The organism is Herbaspirillum sp. 1130 (genome assembly GCF_017833835.1).
Taxonomy (GTDB): Bacteria; Pseudomonadota; Gammaproteobacteria; order Burkholderiales; family Burkholderiaceae_D; genus Herbaspirillum; species Herbaspirillum huttiense.
Window position 1 is genome coordinate 409,912 of the sequence record NZ_JAFICQ010000005.1, and the last position, 20,487, is coordinate 430,398.

The following is a 20,487-nucleotide window of genomic DNA, read 5'->3' on the forward strand; positions in this document are numbered from 1 at the left end:
TCCAGGATGGAAGAGGACGCCAGCGCATCTAGGCGTCACAGCGCTCCGGAGTAGGCTCAGCCTATCCGCTTGCTGATGTTTTGGGCTTTGGAGAACGGATGATTCCAACAGAGCGTGGCGAAGGTCGAATACCGCTGGTCAGCCCCGTCCCTACCCAAGACTCATAGGCAGGATTGCAGACAATTGCGGATGGCATGTAGTCTGGATACCTTCGGAAGTCATCTTCGCTCTGGACGTGGCCCGTGGTGCCAACTTGATAAGCGATTTGGCGCAAACGCTTGCTCAGCTTGCTAGTGTGCCCCATCATTTTTTTCACGCGCTCCGCTTTGAGGTTTGATGCTTCCAAACTCTCGGGATGTCGGAGAAGTTCTCGATGAGGCTCGGCATTCTGCGCTGTCTTCTCCGATTCTTCACCGAATTCAAACGTTTCTCCGCTTTGGGTGAATGCAATGGAATGCCTCATGAAATCCCAGACGCCGTAGACCATGTGTTGAAGCACGGGGCTATGTTCGTATGCCCACAAAGGGAAAGATTTATGCATCTCGGTCTGCGACATGGCGCTCATTCTCCAGATTTCACTAACGGTGCTATACCAGCTCCCATTAATGTCCAGCTCCCCACTTTTCAATGGAGGCGAGAAATCATCCAAATCCAGTTTTGGCCCCGAAGTCAGATAGGGACCTGGCATGCTTCCATTCGCCAGTCGGTGCATGAAGAGAGGAGTACCAAATATCACCACAGGGATGCCCGTCCATTTGCTGACCTCCGCAATGGTGTCCAAGACTTCCGGCGTGCCAGGAGTAAGTGATGCGTTGTTGCAGCCGTCGATAAGGATGACCCCAATGTTGAACTGGATGAACCATGACTTCACGGTATTGGCGCCATTAATATCGCTCTCAATTTCTCTCAAGAGCCTATCACTGGCGTTTGCAGTCGCAATCTCAGCCCGCAGAACGTAACGAATGTGTCGGAGAAATTCAAGGCGCGAGTTCTTCCATTCCAGCTTAAGCACCGGGATGATTGCGAGGAAATCAGGAAGTGGTGGAGAGCACCGCAGTCGTTGAGCGCTACCGAGCAGGTGATGAAGGCGGTCGCACAACAGGCTCTTCCCACTACCGGAGCTTCCAATCACGCTGAACACTTGGCTAGCGAAAGGTGCCTCCGGCATTGGTTTGATTTGATTTTTCCCCATTAGCAACTCCTCCTGCTGATAGAAGAAGCTGGCATATCTGGGATTTGAGAAGTCCCTGAGATTTAATGCACTAAACATCGCGCCACCCAGAGTCTGTACGAATTCGGCAATGTGATTGGTCGGGATGTAGATGTCCGTGAGCAGACTGTTCAACGCAAGTCGTTTCGCCTCCGGTGTTTCGTCCCTATAACGTGCCTTTGCACATTCCGGTTCTTTGCCGAGCCACTGACTCAGCTCATCAATCGTTCTAAGTGCAGCGAACGTTTTCAAGCCCGGCACCTGCTCGATTGCATAGGCGCCTACTGAGGTCGCATTTCTGGCGCCGCTTACGACCAATTGGCCCAAACTTCCAAGAGCTTGCATTTCTCGACTATTGCTCACAATTCCTCCGTGCAACTATCTCGCCCGAGCTTTTCAGTGTCGGGCTGGAGGGAGAAACAACTTTGCTACGCAGGCGGGCGCAGTCGGCCGGCCAACTCGCAAGCGGCGGACCATTGTCAAGAGGTAACGACTGGGTAGGAGCGAATGGCTGGTTGCATTCGAGCGGCCGCTTGGAGCGGCAATGATTCTCCGAGGGCGGCATGGCGCCGCCCCCGTCGCGGGTAGTCCCGGACATGATGTCCCTTTCAGACGCCTGAGCGTCTCAAGCAATGCTGCGAAGCAACATTGACTTTAAGCTTGCCCCATGAGACTATCCGCGCGTACGTGCGCATAGCCTTAAGTGGCGTGCCGACCGCGGCTCGAGGTGTCTCACCACCTCGAGCCCATTTTTTTTGTGACGTGCCGACCCAATTGTCTAATTCATTTTATTGCCTCTTTGATAATTGATATACCGTTAAAATCACAGTATTGCTACAAAAAACTATCTACCATTGCAGTAGTAGTTGCAGATGTTTGTAAACGAACCTATAATTCGTTCACTCCCAAACGTAAACGTACTGATATAATCGGGGAATTGTATGTCCGATGTATGTAGGTACGGGTCGTCATATTAGCTGAGCTTTATTTTCGCCGCAAGCAATTTGTGGCTATTTTTGTTCGTCCTTGCTCAACCTCTGTAATTCTCAGTCTCTCCTTTCCCGCTTTCCTTCGCCTTTCTTAGTTCGATAAAGCTTTTGCGTTGCTTAAATTGAATTCGCGGATGCAGAAGGCTGGTGTCGCGCAGTAAGCCTCAATACAATCGCATAATTCGTTGCCTCTATTGGTTGGCGTTAGCATTCCCATTTTCTGAGTATTCTCATCGTCGTCGTTCGGCATATTCTTGCCGTATACGATAGTCCAAAAATTTTCGAATGCAAGGGCAATATGAATAAGCCTTGGGCAAATTTGGCCAGTCGTGTCGTACGCGTTTTGTTGGCCCGAAAGGGGCTTAAGACAGGAGACATACCTGCTTTACTAAAACAAGATTGCGAAGAAGGCTTAGAGATTGATGGGCAGGCACTATCGGAATTGATAGCGAAAGAGCGAGTGGATTTGGAGTTGTTTTTGCGAATTCTCCTGGCCATTAATCATGAGGTTCCGCCGCGTTGGGTGAAGTTTGCTATTGGTAAAAAAACGAGCTGGAAGTCTCTTTGTGCCTCAATTTTGGCTGAAGAGATTCGAAATTATCCATCAATGAATTGTGATGAAATTGCTCAAAGAATGGCGTCGCTACATAGAGGAGTGTCTGCTGTAACTTGGCAGGTAAAAATCAAAGAGGGAGACCTTGCCTTGGGCGAGTTTATGTCGCTTTTAAACGAGATTGGGTCGACGAGTCTCGCGCAGTACCTCGATTGGGATGACGTAGTCGCAGCCGCTCAGGCAACACGAAAAATGATGGATTGATGTTTGACTTGGCGGGATAAGCTCCTAAAATCAATTGGCAAGAATCTTGCCAATAAAAGGAGGTTTTGATGCCGGCGCCAGTAAAGGAAATAGTGGCCAAGCTCTACAAGCCGCCAGCTGATGGCGGCCGGCAAATCCTGGTCACCTCTCGCGCAGTAGCTGAAAAACTCCCCCGGATTCCCGGCGTGGCACTAATCTCGATTACAGCTCCTGGACGGCCAATCGCGGACGTCGATGGTTTCGATTTACTGCTCAGAATGAGTTTTGCTGACGTCGACTTTCTCGCAAAAAGAGTGTCGATGAAAGCTTCGCGTTTGGGCCAAGAGATATTTTCAGTGAAGCATGCGGAAGAGATAAAGCGATTTGTTTGCGAGCTTCCAGGGTCAGTGAGGACCCTGGTCATCCATTGTGAAGGTGGATACTCAAGGTCGGCCGGTGTGGCCCTCGCGCTCCATCAATTGTGTGGATACCAAACAGACTTGAGGCACCTAAAGGCGGCGAATCCCTCGATTGTGCAGTTGATGACGGGCCGCTTCAGATGGGGTTCTTAAGTGCCTCGGAGCAGGAGAACGTGCCAAAAAAGGGCGATAAAATGAGTCTGTCAAAACAAAAAAACAGGCGAATGCCAAAAGAATTGACATCGCCTGTATTCCTTGCTGGGCGGGAGTTTGCGCTTGATTACTATTGCACCAGGGAGTGAATTGGTTCGCTCCCTAGGGAGCGAATTAACTTTCCTCGACACACCGCCCGGACAGCCAACCATCCTCACTCCACCGTCACCGACTTAGCCAAATTCCGCGGCTTATCCACATCCGTCCCCCTTGCCAACGCCGTGTGATACGACAGCAACTGCAACGGCACCACATGCAGAATCGGCGACAGCACCCCATAGTGTTCCGGCATGCGAATCACATGCAGCCCTTCCGCCGAAGTGATACGCGAATCGCCATCCGCAAACACATACAGCTGCCCGCCACGCGCACGCACTTCCTGCATGTTGGACTTCAGTTTTTCCACCAGCGCATCATTGGGTGCAATGGTCACCACCGGCATCTGGTCCGTCACCAGCGCCAGCGGACCATGCTTCAGTTCACCTGCCGCATAAGCCTCAGCGTGGATGTAGGTGATCTCCTTGAGCTTGAGCGCACCTTCCAGCGCAATCGGATAATGCAGCCCACGCCCCAGGAACAGCGCATTCTCGCGACGCGCAAAGGCCTCGGCCCACGCCACGATGGACGGTTCCAGCGCCAGCACGCTCTGCAGCGCAGCCGGCAGGTGGCGCATCGCCTTCAGGTGTTCGGCTTCCTGTTCTTCGGTCAGCAGCCCGCGCGACTGCGCCAGCGCCAGCGTCAGCAGGAACAGCGCCGCCAGCTGCGTCGTGAAGGCCTTGGTCGAGGCCACGCCCACTTCCACACCGGCACGCGTGATGTAGGCCAGTTCGCATTCGCGCACCATCGCACTGGTGGCCACGTTGCAGATGGTCAGCGTGTGCTGCATGCCCAAACCACGCGCATGCTTCAACGCGGCCAGCGTGTCAGCCGTCTCGCCACTCTGCGAAATCGTGACCACCAGCGACTTCGGATTGGGCACGCTGTCGCGATAACGATATTCGCTGGCGATCTCGACGTTGACCGGGATCTTCGCAATCGACTCCAGCCAGTACTTCGCAGTCAGACCGGCGTAATAGCTGGTGCCGCAAGCGAGGATCAGAATTGAATCCACTTCCTTGAAGACCTTGTAGGCCTTGTCGCCAAACAGCTCGGGCATGATGCCGACCACACCTTCGAGCGTGTCGGCAATGGCGCGCGGCTGCTCGAAAATTTCCTTCTGCATGTAATGCTGGTACGGACCCAGTTCCACCGCGCTGGTGTAAGCCTGCACAGTACGCACTTCTCGCTCGGCCGGGCGGCCGGCCGCGTCGACGATCCACACCTTCTGCAATTGCAGGTCGACCACGTCGCCTTCTTCCAGATAGATGATCTGGTCAGTGGTACCGGCCAGCGCCATCGCATCCGACGCCACGAAATTCTGTCCTTCGCCCACGCCCACGATCAGTGGCGAACCCTGGCGCGCAGCCACCACGCGATGCGGTTCGTCGGCGCAGAAGACGGCAATGGCGTAGGCACCGGTCAGGCGGCGCACGGCCTGCTGCACGGTGTGGAAGAGATCGCCGTCATACATGTGGTCGACCAGGTGGGCGATCACTTCGGTATCGGTCTGGCTCTCGAAGACGTAACCGGCAGCCTGCAACTCGGCGCGCAGTTCGTCATGGTTCTCGATGATGCCGTTGTGGACCAGTGCGATGCGGTCGCGCGAGAAGTGCGGGTGCGCATTGTGGGTGGCAGGCGCGCCGTGCGTCGCCCAGCGGGTGTGCGCGATGCCGGTGAAACCGGACAGGCCGCTCTGCGCCACCTGCTGCTGCAGCTCGGCCACACGCGAGGTGCTGCGCGAACGCTGCAGCTTGCCATCCACATGCAGCGCCACGCCGCAGGAGTCATAACCACGGTATTCGAGGCGCTTCAGGCCTTCGAGCAGGATGGGAGTGACGTTTTGTTGCGCTACCGCGCCGACGATGCCGCACATGGATTACCTCGCTGGAAAAGATGTGCATGCATCTTAGGCGAGGCATCGTGAAATAAGATTTCTAAAATATCGGTGAAATGAACTAATATTGCTTCGCTATTGGGTGATGAAATAATATTAAATTCAGAGGTGAAATTTGGATTTATATGTCATTTAATCTCGCTCAACCTCACGCAATCTCCGGCAATTTCACAAGCTGACGCAGGTATCCATGAAAACCCCCCTCGATCTGGACGATCTCGACCGCCGCATCCTGCAAGCCCTGCAGAGTGATGCCAGCCAGACCAACCAGGAACTGGCCGCGCAGGTGCATGCCTCGCCGCCGACCTGCCTGCGCCGCGTCAAGCGGCTGGTGGAGGCGGGCGTGATCGCGCGCCAAGTCGCCTTGCTGGATCCGGCCCAACTGGCCTCCATGCTCACGGCGTTGGTCGAGATCACGCTGGATCGCCAGGGCGAGGAAGAGCAGCAGGCCTTCGAGGCCCTGGTGGCGGGGGAGGCGGCGGTGCAGCAGTGCTATCGGGTCTCGCCGGGGCCGGATTTCGTGCTGGTGGTGCTGGTGCGCGACATGCCGGCTTACCACGCACTGGCGCACCGGCTGTTCGCTTCCCAGCGCAACGTGCGCAATGTGCGCAGCTATTTCTCCATCCACCGCAGCAAGTTCGAGACGGCCATCCCGCTCGGCGCGGCTGCCGACGCACCATGAAAAACGGCCGAAACCTTCAGGTTTCGGCCGGATTGGCCTGTGGATAAGTCAGGAAGTAGCGTGTTGACGGGCTTTTTCCTTCATATCGCCCTGAAACCACCCCGGAGTTGGAGTTGTCCACAGGGCGCGCGGCCCGAGACGCTTACTTCTTGATCTTGACCGGCCGCTGCCATCCCGCCAGCGACAGCTGCTTGGCGCGCGACAAGGTCAGCTGATCGGCCGGGGCATCCTTGGTCAGCGTGGTACCGGCACCGATGGTGGCCCCCTTGCCCACGCGCACCGGGGCGACCAGCTGGGTGTCGCTGCCGATGAAGGCGCCGTCTTCGATGATGGTGCGGAATTTGTTGGCACCGTCGTAGTTGCAGGTGATCACGCCGGCCCCGACGTTGACGCCGCTGCCCACATCCGCATCGCCCACGTAGGCCAGGTGATTGGCCTTGCTGCCTACGCCCACGTTGCTGTTCTTGACCTCGACGAAGTTGCCGATGTGCACATCCTGCGCCAGTTCGGTGCCGGGCCGCAGGCGTGCGTAAGGACCGATCTGGCCGCCCGCGCCGACCACGGCGTCCTCGATGTGGGTGAAGGGCTTGATGGCCACGCCGGCACCGATGCGCGCATTGCGGATCACGCAGTGAGCTCCGATGCTGCTGCCTTCGCCGATGCTGACCTGGCCTTCGAATACGCAATTGACGTCGATGCTCACATCGCGCCCGCATTCCAGCGAGCCGCGTACATCGATGCGCGCCGGGTCAGCCAGCGTGACGCCCTGCTCCAGCAGGCCATGAGCGATGTTGCGCTGGTGCACGCGCTCCAGCTCGGCCAGTTGCACCTTGCTGTTCACGCCCAGGGTTTCGGCCACGTCATCGGGCTGGGCCGAGACGACTTCCACACCATCGGCCACGGCGGCCGCGATCACGTCGGTCAGGTAGTACTCGCCCTGCGCGTTGTTGTTGGAGAGCTTCGCAAGCCACTGGCGCAGGCGCGCCGTGGGCGCGACGATGATGCCGGTGTTGACTTCGCGGATGGCGCGTTCGGCCTCGCTGGCATCCTTCTGCTCGACGATGCGCTTGATCTGGCCGTCTTCGCGCACGATGCGGCCATAGCCGGTGGGGTTGTCCAGGGTCACGGTCAGCACGCCCAGCTTGTCCTGGCCGGCCGCGTCCAGCAGACGCTGCAGCGAGGCGGCCGTGGTCAGCGGCACATCGCCATACAGCACCAGCGTGGGCGCGCCATCATCGAGATGCGGCACGGCCTGCATGACGGCGTGGCCGGTGCCCAGCTGCGGTTCCTGCAGGGCAAACGACAGGCCCTGGCCGGCGAAAGCCTTGGGCACGGCATCGCCGCCGTGGCCGTAGATCACGCACAGTTGCGTCGGTGCCAGCTGGCGTGCGGTATCGATGACATGGCCCAGCAGGGGTTTGCCGGCGAGCGGATGCAAGACCTTGGGCAGCGCGGATTGCATGCGTTTGCCCATGCCGGCGGCGAGGATGACGATGTTCATGAGTGGCAGCGAAGAGGAGCGAAGAAAAGCCAAAAGTCTAGCACGCGCCCCCTGCGCGTCCGTATCCCCATCGCTGCGCATCGTCGCAAAAGAGGAAGTTGAGGGGCCTTTGGCGGTTTACTCCGGTCTTTATGCGCACGGCTGCCGCTTACCATGTCAAGCTGCGCAGTCTCGCCTGCGCGTTGCGACTGCCCACCTCTGCAGGAGGCCGTAGCGATGCGAGCGGGCAGCCGACTGATGAACTGACAGAACCAATAGAACCAATAGAACCAATAATGACAACCGGTCCGGCCAAGGCCGACCCTTCCTGGAAAGTGCATGAAGATTCTTCTGTTGAACGATGAGTTCTACACCACCGGTGCCAGCACCGCGATGCTGCGTCTGGCCGAGCGCCTGGTGCAGAACCATGAGGTGTCGGTCCTGCCGCGTATCGATGGCCAGGGTGAAGTGCGCAAGCAGTTCGAGGCAATGGGCATCCCCATCGTCAAGGACCTGGCGGGCGATCCCGATGTGATCGTGTCCAACTGCATCCTCTCGGGGGCGCTGGTGGGGGAGATGGCGCCACGCTGTCCGGTGATCTGGTGGATCCACGAAGCCGAGATCGGACGCGACCTGCTGCTGCGCTATCCCAACATGGCGCAGGGTTTCAAGAGCGCCTCGCACATCGTCTTCCAGACCGAATTCCAGCGCCTGGTCTATGGCAGCTTCCTGTTCGACAGCCCGGCCATGGTGCACGTGCTGCCGTTCTGGAACGACGCCATCTACCGCCAGCAAGACCTGCAACCCAAGCCCAAGGACAAGAAGCGCATCGTCTGCATCGGCACCATCGAGCCGCGCAAGCGCATGGAAGACACCATCATGGCCGTCAATGCCATGAGCAGCGACCAGCGTGCGGGCATCGAGGTGGTCTTCATCGGCAAGTACCTGCAGCTGGGCGAGGGCGCGCGCAAGCTCTCCGAAGCGCTGCCGGAACGCTATCGCTTCCTGGGCGAGCAGCCCAACGAGGAAGCCCTGCGCTACCTGGCCTCGGCCGATGCCTACGTGCTGGCCAGCTCCAGCGAATCACAGCCGCTGACCATCTGGGAATCCTTCGAACTGGATGTGCCGGTCTGCCTCTCCGATCTGGAGACCTATCGCCACATCGGTCTCAAGCATGGCGTCAACGCCCTGATGCATCCGGTCGGCAACATCGATCTGCTGTGCTCGAACCTGCAGACGGTGCTGCACAACGAGGATGTGCGCCGACGCGTCACGCGTGCCGGCAAGAGCCTGCTGCTGAAGAATCTCACGCGGGAATGGTCGGACGAATTCGAACGCCTGATCCTGCGTACGCAGACCATGGCTGAAATCAGAAAGATGGGATATTGAACAAAGCCCTCGCCGGAGCAGATCCGGCGGGGGCTAGTCCTTTGAGGACTTAGTTCAGGCTTTGATAGAAGGCAATCTGGTTTTCCGAGAGCGTGCGCAGGTCCTCGTTGTTGAGGTAACCCGCGTACCACTGCGCCGTCAGTTCCAGCGCGGTGTAGAGCTCCATCTTCGGAATCCAGTCCAGGCGCTGGCGTACCTTGGAAATATCCAGGCGCAGCAGGGCGGCTTCGTGCGGTCCGTTGGCCTGGGTCTCCAGGCGCACTTCCACCTGGCCCGCGTCATTCTTCTGCAGCGAATGATTGAAGGTGGCGCACAGCTGGCTCACGGTCTGCAGGTCGGTATCGGCCGGCCCGAAATTCCATCCTTCGGCAAACGCACCGCCCTGCTCGTAGAGCAGCTGGGCAATCTGCAGGTAGCCCGACAGCGGCTCCAGCACGAACTGCCACGGGCGTACCGCGTGCGGATTGCGGATCACGACCGGCTCTTCCTTTTCCAGGGCGCGCACGAAATCGGGAATCAGGCGATCAGCCGCGAAGTCGCCGCCACCGATCACGTTGCCGGCGCGCACGCTGGCGATGCCGACGGTGTTGTCGGGATTGCTGGCAAAGAAGGAGCGGCGATAGGCGGAAGTCACCAGTTCAGCGGCGCCCTTGCTGCTGCTGTAGGGATCGTGGCCGCCCATGGGATCGTCTTCGCGATAGCCCCACAGCCACTCGCGGTTCTCGTAGCACTTGTCGCTGGTGACCACCACCACCGAACGCACGCTGGGCGTATGGCGCACGGCTTCCAGCAGGTGCACGGTGCCCATGACATTGGTGGCGTAGGTATCGACCGGCGTGGCATAGGAGTCGCGCACCAGCGGCTGGGCCGCCAGGTGGAACACCACATCGGGTTGCACGGCAGCCAGCGTCTCGGCCAGGTGCTGCGGATCGCGCACGTCGCCGATGGTGGTCTGCACGCAGTTCTGCAAGCGCGCCAGATGGAACAGGCTGGGATTGGTCGGTGCCGGCAACGCGTAGCCGCTCACCTTGGCCCCCATCAGGTGCAGCCACAGGGTCAGCCAGCTTCCCTTGAAGCCGGTGTGACCGGTGATGAAAACGCGCTTGTCGCGCCAAAAGTTAGCCATCAGGCAGCCTCATACACGGTATGGCAGAGAGTCGTTCGGGGTGCAGAGGCATGACGGCGGCAAGCCGTTCAATCACGCGGATGGCGATACCACGCAGGCCGGCCGTGACATTGGCCGAAACCACGTTTCCCTGCGAAACCACGACTGCATGGTTATGTTTTTTCTTTCCCTGGCAAAGCGGCCTCGCGGCACGCCATTGCGATGGGACAGATTAGAACATGCGTGTTTTCGCCTTCAAGCGTGGAAGAGGAGGGTATTTGATGCCCAATCCCCGACTATAGCCACATGACAACAAAAATTTACTTTTGCATCGGCCTGCGGGAATCGGCAATGGGCGCGAAAGCCGCGCCACAAGGGCATTTCCTACGGATGAGGTGGAACGCAGTGTCTCGCCGGACTAAGGTTTTGCGAGACGCCACAATGAGCCGCAGCGTCTCGTGTGCTCAGACCAGATTGATGACGGACTGGCCCTGGTCCAGTTTGTCGTCGCGGTCGAACAGGGTATCGCCCTGCGCTTCCTTGCCGGCCCCGGCGGTGAAATGCGTGAAGTCGAACAGGCTGCGGTCCAGCATGTGGGACGGCGTGATGTTGGCCATGGCCGTGAACATGCTCTTGATCCACAAGGGATTGGTCTTTTCCCACTGGTTGAGCATCTCGCGCATGGCCTGGCGCTGCAGGTTGGGCTGCGAGCCGCACAGGTTGCAGGGGATTATGGGGAATTCCATGGCGGCCGCGTACTTCTTGATGTCCGGCTCGCGCACGTAGGCCAGCGGGCGGATCACCACGTTCTCGCCATCGTCGGCGATCAGCTTGGGCGGCATGGTCTTGATCTTGCCGCCGTAGAACATGTTGAGCATGAAGGTGTGCAGGATGTCATCGCGGTGATGGCCCAGCGCGATCTTGGTCGCACCCAGTTCCTTGGCCACCCGATACAGGATGCCGCGGCGCAGGCGCGAGCACAGCGAGCAGGTGGTTTTGCCCGGGGCGATCTTTTCCTTGACGATGCTGTAGGTGTCTTCTTCGACGATGCGATAGGGCACGCCGATGCGCTCGAAGTATTGCGGCAGGATGTGCTCGGGGAAGCCGGGCTGCTTCTGGTCCAGGTTCACGGCGATGATCTCGAACTTCACCGGGGCCACCGTCTGCAGGTAGCGCAGCGTGTCCAGCATGGTGTAGCTGTCGGCGCCGCCGGACATGCAGGCCATGATGACGTCGCCGTCGCGGATCATGTCGAAGTCGGCGATGGCGCGGCCGGTCAGGCGGCGGATGTTCTTTTCCAGCAGCTCGAAGCGGCGCGAACCGCGCGCGGTCACTTCAGGCTGGCCGCGTTCTTCCTGCGCCTGTGCGGCGGAGGCATCGAGGTCGGCGAGGTCGGACAGTTGCACTGCAGCGGCAATGTCGTTCATGGGGTATTCCTTCAATCGGTAGGCTGTTGCTGCCGGACGAGCAATGTTGCCGCTCCTCCATATCCGGAGGGGACAGGGGCGGAAGGCTGCGTGCGGGCGGAGGACCGGCATTTTCTCATGCAGCGCCGGATCCTGCCATTTCTGCGTGGCTTGCCGTGGGGCAAGCGTCGCATGGATGCCTCATTTGTCGGCTTGCAGCGCGCCCAGTTCGTGCCGTGTGCGGATCTGGCGGATCGCCGCCACCAGGAAATCGATGAAGGCCGCCACCGCCGGCGGCAGCTTGCGCCCGGCCATGGTCTGGACCTGCAGGGTGCGCTGGTGCAGTTCGCTCTCGGCCATCGGCACCAGGGCCATGGCATCTTCCTCGGCGCGTTCCTGCACGGTGAGGAAGCCGCCCAGCGCCACCGTATCCGGCGAGCGGGCGGTGAAGCGGTAGACCGCGCCCAGCGAATGGCTGGTGAAGACCGGTGCGAACAGCAGGCCGCGCATGCCGCAGGCGATGTCGAACAGCTGACGCACCGTGGAGCCCTGTTCGGGCAGGGCCAGCGGGTAAGGTGAAAGATCGTTCAAGGACAGCAGCTTGCGCGCGGCCAGCGGGTGGTCGCGCCGCATCAATGCGAAGATGGGTCCCGATTCGCGGTAGGCGATATTGAGCCCTTCCACCGGGCCCAGGCTGTAGGTGACCGAGATGTCGGCCTCGCCATCGATGACCATCTGCGAGGCCTTGGCCGCGCCGACCACGTTGAGCTTGAACTGCATGCCCGGATATTGCTCGCGGAAGTGCGCCATCACATTGGGCAGCAGGTCCCAGGCAAAACCCTCCGAACAGGCCAGCGTGACCACGCTCTGGCCGACCGCGTGCAGTCCCTTCACCTCTGCCATTACCTGTTCCACCTCCAGCAGGTTGCGCCGCGCGAAAGCCATCAGCACTTCGCCGGCGGGCGTGAGCACCATGCCGCGCGCGCGGCGCTCGAACAGCGGCACGCCGGTTTCCTCTTCCATCTTGGCAATCTGGCGGCTCACCGCCGAGACGGCCACGTGCAGCCGTTCGGCGGCAGCCGTCAGGGAGCCGGTGCGGCCGACCTGGTAGAAATAGCGGAGCGCGGTACTTTGCATGGCAGAAATGGCTTTCTGAATTCGGCAATCAATGAAGAGAAACCTTGCAAAGCTGCGCAAGGCCATCCTGGTGCGCGCGGATGAAGATGCACGAAATCACCGCGTTGAAGCGCAATTCATGCACGTTTCTTGGGCTGGAATGCGCTGAAAAACACGATAAATCATTTTGCTAATTTGCGAAAGCAGCGTTTTAAAAATTGACATTGTTGGAAACCATATGGGCTCCTAGAATCGTCTCCAATAACAGTTCACCCGGAGTCCTCCATGTCCCGCAGCACCGCCCTTCGCCTGGCCGCCGAGTATTTCGATTCGGGCCGTTTCCAGCGTGACCTGCAACGCCGCATCGCGCTGCCGACCGAAAGCCAGAACGCCGCACGTGCCGATGAACTGGCCGCCTACCTGCGCGAAGAGATCGCACCGGCGCTAGCCGCACTGGGCTTCGAGACGCAGCAGATTGCCAATCCGGTGGAAGGCGCACCGCCACTGCTGCTGGCGCGCCGCATCGAATCGGCTGACGCGGTGACGGTACTCATGTATGGCCACGGCGATGTGGTCAACGGCCAGGAAGGCCGCTGGCAGCAGGACCGTTCGCCCTGGCAGCTGAGCCCCGATGGCGATCGCTGGTACGGGCGCGGTACCGCCGACAACAAGGGCCAGCACAGCATCAACCTGGGCGCGCTGGCGGCCGCCATCGAGGCGGCTGGCGGCCAGCTGGGCTGCAACCTGAAAATGATTTTCGAAATGGGCGAGGAAGTGGGCTCGCCCGGTCTCTACGAGGCCTGCCGCGATCACGCCGATTACCTGGAGGCGGACCTGTTCCTGGCCTCGGATGGCCCGCGCCTGGCGGCTTCCAGCCCGACGCTCTTCCTCGGCTCGCGTGGCGCGCTGCAGTTCAAGCTGGTGCTCGACACCGGCAACGGTGCACACCATGCCGGCAACTGGGGCGGCGTACTGCGCAATCCGGCCACGGTGTTGGCCAATGCGGCGGCCTCGCTGGTGGATGGACGCGGCGTGATTCGCGTGCCGGGTATGCGTCCGCGCAACGTGAGCGAGCGGGTGCGGGCGCTGGTGCGCGACTTTGCGGTGGGCAGCGACGACGGTGATCCGGTACTCGATGCGCATTGGGGCGAGCCCGGCCTGAGCGCTGGCGAGCGTCTGTTCGCCTGGAATACGCTGGAGCTGATCGCTTTCGAGGCCGGCAATGCGCAGCGTCCGGTGGGGGCGATTCCGGCGCGGGCGCAGGCGGTGTTCCAGCTGCGCTTCGTGGTCGGCACGGTGTGGGAAGACGTGCAGCAGAGTCTGCGCCGCCATCTCGATGAACACGGCTATGCCGATGTGCAGATCGAGATCCAGGCCGCCGCGCCCGCCACTCGCCTCGATCCCGATGACGCCTGGGTGCGCCTGGCCACCGGTTCCCTGCAGGAGACCAGCGGCAAGCCCGTGACCATCCTGCCCAACCTGGGTGGCACCATCCCCAATCACTGCTTCTCGGAAGCGCTGGGTTTGCCGACGCTCTGGATGCCGCACTCCTATCCTTCCTGCTCGCAGCATGCGCCGGACGAACATCTGCTCGCCCCGGTAGCGCGCGAAGGCCTGCAGCTGATGGCGGGCCTGTTGTGGGATATCGGCCAGCAGGGGCAGCAGGTGCGCCAGCAGCGGGCGCAGTCTGCAGCTGCCTGAGTTGAGGCCTTTTTCATTTTCAAGAACGCAAGCCAGCGCAGTCCATCTTCCAACGGGAACACGACCATGAACGCAGCGTCACCCTCGGCAACACCGGAAATTTCTTCAGCAGCAGAAGCGGCCCCCGCGCCGATGTCGGCCGCGCGCACGCGGCGATTGATCGTCGCCTCCTCCATCGGCAATGCGCTGGAGTGGTTCGATTTCGTGGCCTATGGTTTCTTTGCGGTGACCATCTCCAAACTGTTTTTCCCGACAGGCGACGAGACGGTCTCGCTATTGGTAACGTTTGCTACCTTCGGGCTGTCGTATCTGTTCCGTCCGCTGGGGGCGATCCTGCTGGGCTGGTATGGCGACAAGGTCGGCCGCAAGCCGGCGCTGCTGGTCTCGCTGTCGATGACGGTGGCCGGCACCCTGATCTGTACCGTGATCCCCACGTACGAGACTATCGGCGTGGCCGCGCCCATCGGCATCCTGGTGGCGCGTATCCTGCTGGCGTTGTCGGCTGGCGGCGAATTCGGTTCGGCCACGGCCTTGCTGACCGAGACCGGCTCCAAGCGCCGCGCTTTCATGGCCAGCTGGCAATTCTCCAGCCAGGGCGCAGCGGCCCTGATGGCGGCACTGGCCGGCTTCCTGCTGAACCAGTGGCTCACGCCCGAGCAGATCTCAGCCTGGGGCTGGCGCCTGCCGTTCGCCTTCGGCTTGCTGATCGCGCCGGTGGGTCTGTACATCCGCCGCCACATCGATGAAGTACCGATGGCCAAGAAGGCGCAAGTGGCCGGCGAGGACGATGCCAGCTGGGGCCTGCAGGTCACGCGGGTGCTGGTGGCCATGGGCATTCTCTCGGTCTCTACCGCCGCCACTTACCTGATGCTGCTGTACATGCCGACCTATGCCATCAAGCAGCTGCACCTGCCGCAGTCGACCGCGTTTGCGGCGGCCGCCGTGACCGGTGCCATCCTCATGATCGGCGCGCCTTTCATGGGCATGCTGGCTGACCGCGTGGGCCGTGCCCGCATCATGGTGGTGTCCACCGTGCTGACGCTGGCCACCATCTATGGCTCCTTCGTCTGGGTGATTGCCATGCCGACCGTGTGGGTGATGATGGCCATCATGATCTGGGCCGGCATCCTCAAGGCGGTCTATTTCGGTTCGCTGGGGGTGGTGCTGTCGTCGATCTTCCCGCCGGCCACACGGGTGCGCGGCATGGGGATCAGCTATAGCCTGGGAGCAACCCTCTTCGGCGGCTTCACGCCCTTCATGGTGACCTGGCTGGTGGGCAAGACCGGCAATCCGGTGTCGCCCAGCTATTACCTGATGGTTTGCGCCGCGATCAGCCTGTTGTGCGTGAGCATCTACCACTTCCGGCTGAAAAAATACCTGTGAAAAAATGCACAGGTGGCACGCGGGACGGGAATTTTTTCCCGTGCCGCGCTACCATGGCGGTCTTGCCGGACAAGCTGGACTGTGCCGGCATCGGCGTTTTCCCACATTGACGAGGTCCTCATGTTTTCGCATCTCCCGCCGTATGCCGGCGATCCCATCCTGAGCCTGATGGAACAATTCCAGCGCGACGAGCGCAGCAACAAGGTCAACCTGAGCATCGGCATCTACACCGATGGCCGTGGCGTGGTGCCGGTGCTGCCCTCCGTGCGCACTGCCTCCGCAGCGGTGGCCGAGACCGGCGCGCCCTACGTCTACCTGCCCATGGAAGGCCATGCCGCCTACCGCCAGGCTGTGGCCAAGCTGCTGTTCGGTGCCGACCTGCCGTCGGCCGAGCACCTGGCCATCGTCCAGACCCTGGGCGGTTCGGGCGCACTGAAGGTCGGTGCCGACCTGATCGCGCGCTTCTTCCCGCAGCCCACCATCTGGCTGCCGGACCCGACCTGGGACAACCACGTCGGCATCTTCGAAGGCGCGGGCTTCAAGACCGAGCGTTATCCCTACTACGATGCCCAGACCAAGGGCCTCAATTTCAACGGCATGCTGGACAAGCTGCAAAGCCTGCCCAAGGGCGCCGTGGTGCTGCTGCACCCGTGCTGCCACAACCCGACCGGCGTCGACCCGACCCGTGCGCAGTGGGAGCAGATCATTGCGGTGGTCGAGCAGCGCGGCCTGCTGCCCTTCTTCGACCTGGCCTACCAGGGCTTTGCTGAAAGCCTGGACGACGACATCTGGCCGGTGCGCGAAGCGGTGCGTCGCCAGATTCCCTTCTTCCTGTCGAACTCCTTCTCCAAGATCTTCTCGCTCTACAGCGAGCGCATCGGTGCCTTGTCGGTGTTCTGCCCGCAGGCAGGCCAGGCCGCCAACGTGCTGGGCCAGCTGAAGCTGACCGTGCGCCGCAACTACTCCAGCCCCGCCCGCAACGGCGCGCTGCTGGTGGCGCATGTGCTGAACGACGACAAGCTGGCCACGCAATGGCGTGCCGAAGTCGAGGAGATGCGGGTGCGCGTGCGCGACATGCGCGTCAAGCTGGCATCGCAATTGAAGAGCGCGGTGCCGGACCAGGACTTCTCCTTCCTGCTGCGCCAGAACGGCATGTTCGGCTACACCGGCCTGACCTCGGCTCAGGTCGATCGCCTGCGTGACGAGTTCGGCGTCTATGCCGTGGGCACCGGCCGCATCTGCGTGGCGGGCCTGAACGACAGCAACGTTGCACGCGTGGCCGAGACCATGGCCGAGGTGCTGCGTGGCTGAAGTGGCAAGCAAGGCCGCCGTGTCGGCGGCCGACCTGCGCCACAAGAGCTATGAAGACGTGCTGGCCCTGGTGGCCGGTACGCTCTTCGTCTCGCTGGCGGTGAACATGTACAGCCAGGTGGGCCTGTTGACCGGCAGCACCGCCGGCCTGGCCTTCCTGACGCATTACCTGACGGGCCTGCCGTTTGGCGTGGTGTTCTTCACCATCAACATCCCGTTCTACTATTTCGCGTTTCGACGCATGGGCCTGCGCTTCACCGGCAAGACCTTCTGTGCGGTGGCGCTGGTGTCGGGCTTCTCGCTGATGCATCCGCATTTCATCGGTTATGCCAAGCTGGACCTGTTCTACAGCGCGGTGCTGGGTGGACTGTTGATGGGGGTGGGCTTCGTGATGCTGTTCCGCCATGGTGCCAGCCTGGGGGGCATCAACGTGGTGACGCTGTTCCTGCAAGACCGCTACGGCCTGCGCGCCGGCAAGCTGCAGATGGGCGTGGATGTGGTGATCGTGCTGTGCTCGCTGTTCGTGGTGACCCCGCGCGTGTTGCTGGCCTCCATCCTCGGGGCGGTGACGGCCAATCTGGTGATTGCCTTGAATCACCGGGCGGGCAGGTATATGGGAATGTAAGAAGGGCAGGCGGGATCGCCTGGCTGGAATGAATGCCGTTCAGTGCAGACTGGACGGCATTTTTTTATTGCCGGATCAGATTCAAGCCTTGATCCTGAAAGTCTCCACCCCCACCGAATCACAATCCGGATACACATCCGGCTTCTCGGTGGACACCCGCACCGCGCGCACCTTGGGGTGGGCCAGCATGGCGGTCATGACGTCGTCGCACAGGGTTTCCTGCAGGTGGATGTGACCGCGCGCCATGCGCTCGGCGATGGTGGAGCGGATGAAGTCGTAGTCCACCACTTCGTCCAGGTGGTCGGCCGTCGGCGTGGTCTCGGCCAGCGGGACGTAGAGGTCGACGTTGATCAGGATGCGCTGCTCACCCTTCTTTTCGAACTCGTGCACGCCGATGTTGATGAACACCTCGTAGTTGCGCAGGAACAGGCGGCGGCAATCTTGCAGGGAAGGATGGGAGAGAAAGAGCATGATCAGAAAAAATTAAGGTTATTTCGCCACGAACATGACGTCGCGCGAAAGGGGAAGCAAATGCTGGCCGCCATCGACCAGCAGGGTAGTACCCGTGACGGCCCGCGCCGAAGCGACGTAGCAGACCGCGGCGGCAATGTCCTCGGGCGTGCTGCCACGGCCCAGCGGGGTGACCGTGTGCGCCTTGTCGAACTGCTCCTCGGTCTGGTCGCCCGAGACCATGGTCAGCCCGGGTGCCACGCCGACCACCCGCACCTTGGGCGCCAGTGCCTGTGCCAGCAGCGTGGTAGCGCTGTGCAGGGCGGCCTTGGAAAGGGTGTAGGACAGGAAGTCAGGGTTGGGATTGTACAGTTTCTGGTCCAGCAGGTTGATGACGACGGCCTGCTGGCCCTCCGGCGTGGCCTCGAACAGGGCCTGCGCCAGCAGCACGGGCGCGCCGACGTTGGCGCTCATGTGGCGCAGCAGGCGGTCATTGCCGAAGCTGGCGGCGTCATCGTAATCGAACAGCGAGGCGTTGTTGACCACGCAGGTGATGCGTCCCAGCGGCGCGGCCTGGGGCAGCAGGGAACGGACCTGGGCTTCGTCGCCCAGTTCGCCCTGCACCGCCAGGGCGCGGCGGCCCAGGGCTTCGATCTCGCGCACCAGCGTGTCGGCTTCCTCGCGCGAACGGTTGTAGTGGACCGCCACGTCCCAGCCCGCGCGGGCCAGGGCCAGCGCGATGTGACGGCCGATGCGGCGTGCGGCGCCCGTAACCAGTGCTATACCTGCAGAAGAGGGTGATGTCATGTTCCCGGTTTCCATTCGTCGATACAATACGGCCCATGCAACTGCAACTACCCGAACCCGGCGCTGACGCACAGTCCGCCTCGCATTCCCTCCAGCACCTGATCGCCGGCGAGATCGCCGCATCCGGCGGCTGGATCTCCTTCGAACGTTACATGGAACTGGCCCTGTATGCGCCGCAGGTCGGCTATTACAGCGGGGGTTCTTCCAAACTGGGCAAGGAGGGCGATTTTACAACCGCCCCGGAAATCTCGCCGCTGTACGGCGCGACCCTGGCCCACCTGGCCGCCGAAGTGATCGCGGCCAGCCCGCAGGTGGCCAATGTGCTGCTGGAATTCGGTGCCGGCACCGGCAAGCTGGCGCGCGACATCCTCACCGAACTGCAGGCGCGCGAAGCGCTGCCCCAGAAATATTTCATCGTGGAAATCTCGGCCCAGCTGCGCGCCCGCCAGCAGGAAACCCTGGCCGCTTTCGCGCCGCTGGTGGAATGGCTCGATGCCCTGCCGGAAACTTTCTCGGGCGTGGTGGTCGGCAACGAAGTGCTCGATGCCATGCCGGTGCGCCTGGCCATCAAGGCCGAAGAGGGCTGGCAGGAACGCGGCGTCACGGTCGATGCCACGGGCCGTCTGCAGTTTGCGGACCGCACCGTGAGCGACCTGCCGGTGGCGCAGATTCCCGAGGCCGAACCCTTGCCGGCCGGTTACCTGACCGAACTGTCGCCGGTGGCCATCGGCTTCATGCGCACCCTGGGCCGCATGCTGGCCAGCGGTCCCGGTGCCTTGGCGATCCTTCCGGATTACGGATTCCCCGCCGCGGAATACTACCTGCCCGACCGCGACCAGGGCACGCTGATGTGCCACTACCGCCATCATGCCCACACCGATCCTTTCTACTGGCCGGGTTTGCAGGACATCACCGCGCACGTGGATTTCACGGCGATGGCGGTGGCCGCAGTAGAAGAGGGCGCGGAGGTACTGGCCTACACCAGTCAGGGCGCCTTCCTGCTCAATGCCGGCATCGGCGAGCTGCTGCTGCGCACCTCGCCCGAGGACAGCCTGCGCTATCTGCCGTTGGCCAACGGCATGCAGAAACTGATTTCCCCGGCCGAGATGGGCGAGCTCTTCAAGGTGCTGGCCATTGGCAAGAACGTCGAATGGCCAGCCCGCATGCTGCGCCACGACCGCACCCATCGCCTGTGAGGAGCCGCGCATGATTCGCTGGATCGTTGTCATCTTCCTCTCGGTCATCGTGTTCTCGACCTTGTTGCCCTGGCTGGAAAAACTGGGCATCGGCCGCTTGCCGGGAGACTTGCGTTTCCGTTTGTTCGGCCGCATCTTTTCGCTGCCCTTCGCCTCGACCATCCTCATTTCGGTGGTGGTGTTCCTGCTGGCGAAGATCCTCTGAGTCCGATCAGG

At 61.2% G+C, this 20,487-nt stretch carries 17 protein-coding genes; 9 read left to right on the top strand and 8 right to left on the bottom strand.

Annotated elements, in window-relative coordinates; all coding sequences use genetic code 11:
• Positions 1–61: 61 nt before the first annotated feature.
• On the bottom strand, positions 62–1,573 hold the full coding sequence (locus JOD78_RS23325) for an ATP-binding protein (RefSeq protein ID WP_209570026.1): 1,512 nt from the start codon (positions 1,571–1,573) through the stop codon (positions 62–64).
• Between the two features lie 924 nt (positions 1,574–2,497).
• Here JOD78_RS23325 and JOD78_RS23330 point away from each other — a divergent pair.
• Positions 2,498–3,016 (top strand): hypothetical protein, encoded by a 519-nt coding sequence (locus tag JOD78_RS23330; protein ID WP_209570027.1) that lies wholly within the window; start codon positions 2,498–2,500, stop codon positions 3,014–3,016.
• 765 nt (positions 3,017–3,781) lie between these two features.
• Here the strand turns inward: JOD78_RS23330 and glmS are convergent.
• Positions 3,782–5,599: a glutamine--fructose-6-phosphate transaminase (isomerizing) gene (gene glmS, locus JOD78_RS23335; protein ID WP_209570029.1), complete on the bottom strand. Its 1,818-nt coding sequence runs from the start codon at positions 5,597–5,599 to the stop codon at positions 3,782–3,784.
• A gap of 211 nt (positions 5,600–5,810) precedes the next feature.
• On the opposite strand from glmS, the gene JOD78_RS23340 reads away from it, so the two are divergent.
• Complete coding sequence (locus JOD78_RS23340; protein WP_209570031.1) at positions 5,811–6,302, top strand: Lrp/AsnC family transcriptional regulator; 492 nt, start codon at positions 5,811–5,813, stop codon at positions 6,300–6,302.
• Positions 6,303–6,444: 142 nt separating this feature from the next.
• Here JOD78_RS23340 and glmU read toward each other — a convergent pair whose 3' ends face one another.
• Positions 6,445–7,803 carry a bifunctional UDP-N-acetylglucosamine diphosphorylase/glucosamine-1-phosphate N-acetyltransferase GlmU gene (glmU, locus tag JOD78_RS23345; RefSeq protein ID WP_121040823.1) on the bottom strand — a complete coding sequence of 453 codons (1,359 nt, stop codon included), beginning with the start codon at positions 7,801–7,803 and terminating at the stop codon, positions 6,445–6,447.
• Positions 7,804–8,121: 318 nt separating this feature from the next.
• Between glmU and JOD78_RS23350 the strand changes: the two genes are divergently transcribed.
• Positions 8,122–9,171 (top strand): glycosyltransferase family 4 protein, encoded by a 1,050-nt coding sequence (locus tag JOD78_RS23350; protein WP_039783442.1) that lies wholly within the window; start codon positions 8,122–8,124, stop codon positions 9,169–9,171.
• Between the two features lie 49 nt (positions 9,172–9,220).
• Here JOD78_RS23350 and rfbG read toward each other — a convergent pair whose 3' ends face one another.
• The 3 genes from rfbG to JOD78_RS23365 all read right to left on the bottom strand — a co-directional run bounded on the left by rfbG (position 9,221) and on the right by JOD78_RS23365 (position 12,819).
• Positions 9,221–10,297, bottom strand: a complete 1,077-nt coding sequence (rfbG, locus tag JOD78_RS23355) for a CDP-glucose 4,6-dehydratase (RefSeq protein ID WP_199725041.1) — start codon at positions 10,295–10,297, stop codon at positions 9,221–9,223.
• 443 nt (positions 10,298–10,740) lie between these two features.
• Positions 10,741–11,703, bottom strand: a complete 963-nt coding sequence (gene ttcA / locus JOD78_RS23360; protein ID WP_209570032.1) for a tRNA 2-thiocytidine(32) synthetase TtcA — start codon at positions 11,701–11,703, stop codon at positions 10,741–10,743.
• Between the two features lie 180 nt (positions 11,704–11,883).
• Positions 11,884–12,819: a LysR family transcriptional regulator gene (locus JOD78_RS23365; RefSeq protein WP_034332256.1), complete on the bottom strand. Its 936-nt coding sequence runs from the start codon at positions 12,817–12,819 to the stop codon at positions 11,884–11,886.
• Between the two features lie 264 nt (positions 12,820–13,083).
• Here JOD78_RS23365 and JOD78_RS23370 point away from each other — a divergent pair, with 264 nt between their 5' ends.
• The 4 genes from JOD78_RS23370 (at position 13,084) to JOD78_RS23385 (ending at position 17,818) form a co-directional block, all read left to right on the top strand.
• Entirely contained in the window at positions 13,084–14,499 is a 1,416-nt protein-coding gene (locus tag JOD78_RS23370; protein ID WP_209570034.1) for a M20 family metallopeptidase, read from the top strand.
• A 66-nt stretch (positions 14,500–14,565) separates the two neighbouring features.
• Complete coding sequence (locus JOD78_RS23375; RefSeq protein WP_121040819.1) at positions 14,566–15,882, top strand: MFS transporter; 1,317 nt, start codon at positions 14,566–14,568, stop codon at positions 15,880–15,882.
• A 120-nt stretch (positions 15,883–16,002) separates the two neighbouring features.
• Positions 16,003–17,193 carry an amino acid aminotransferase gene (locus JOD78_RS23380; RefSeq protein ID WP_121040817.1) on the top strand — a complete coding sequence of 397 codons (1,191 nt, stop codon included), beginning with the start codon at positions 16,003–16,005 and terminating at the stop codon, positions 17,191–17,193.
• On the top strand, positions 17,186–17,818 hold the full coding sequence (locus tag JOD78_RS23385; RefSeq protein WP_008333023.1) for a YitT family protein: 633 nt from the start codon (positions 17,186–17,188) through the stop codon (positions 17,816–17,818). Before JOD78_RS23380 ends, JOD78_RS23385 begins: the two co-directional genes overlap by 8 nt.
• An 81-nt stretch (positions 17,819–17,899) precedes the next feature.
• Here the strand turns inward: JOD78_RS23385 and JOD78_RS23390 are convergent, their stop codons facing one another.
• Together JOD78_RS23390 and JOD78_RS23395 are read right to left on the bottom strand one after the other, a co-directional pair.
• Positions 17,900–18,289, bottom strand: a complete 390-nt coding sequence (locus tag JOD78_RS23390; protein WP_008333021.1) for a dihydroneopterin aldolase — start codon at positions 18,287–18,289, stop codon at positions 17,900–17,902.
• 18 nt (positions 18,290–18,307) lie between these two features.
• On the bottom strand, positions 18,308–19,075 hold the full coding sequence (locus JOD78_RS23395; RefSeq protein WP_209570036.1) for an SDR family oxidoreductase: 768 nt from the start codon (positions 19,073–19,075) through the stop codon (positions 18,308–18,310).
• Between the two features lie 35 nt (positions 19,076–19,110).
• On the opposite strand from JOD78_RS23395, the gene JOD78_RS23400 reads away from it, so the two are divergent.
• Positions 19,111–20,271, top strand: a complete 1,161-nt coding sequence (locus tag JOD78_RS23400; RefSeq protein WP_121040815.1) for a class I SAM-dependent methyltransferase — start codon at positions 19,111–19,113, stop codon at positions 20,269–20,271.
• Between the two features lie 10 nt (positions 20,272–20,281).
• A complete protein-coding gene (locus JOD78_RS23405) occupies positions 20,282–20,476 on the top strand; it encodes a DUF2905 domain-containing protein (RefSeq protein WP_034332265.1) in 195 nt (64 codons plus the stop codon).
• The last annotated feature ends 11 nt before the right edge of the window (positions 20,477–20,487 follow it).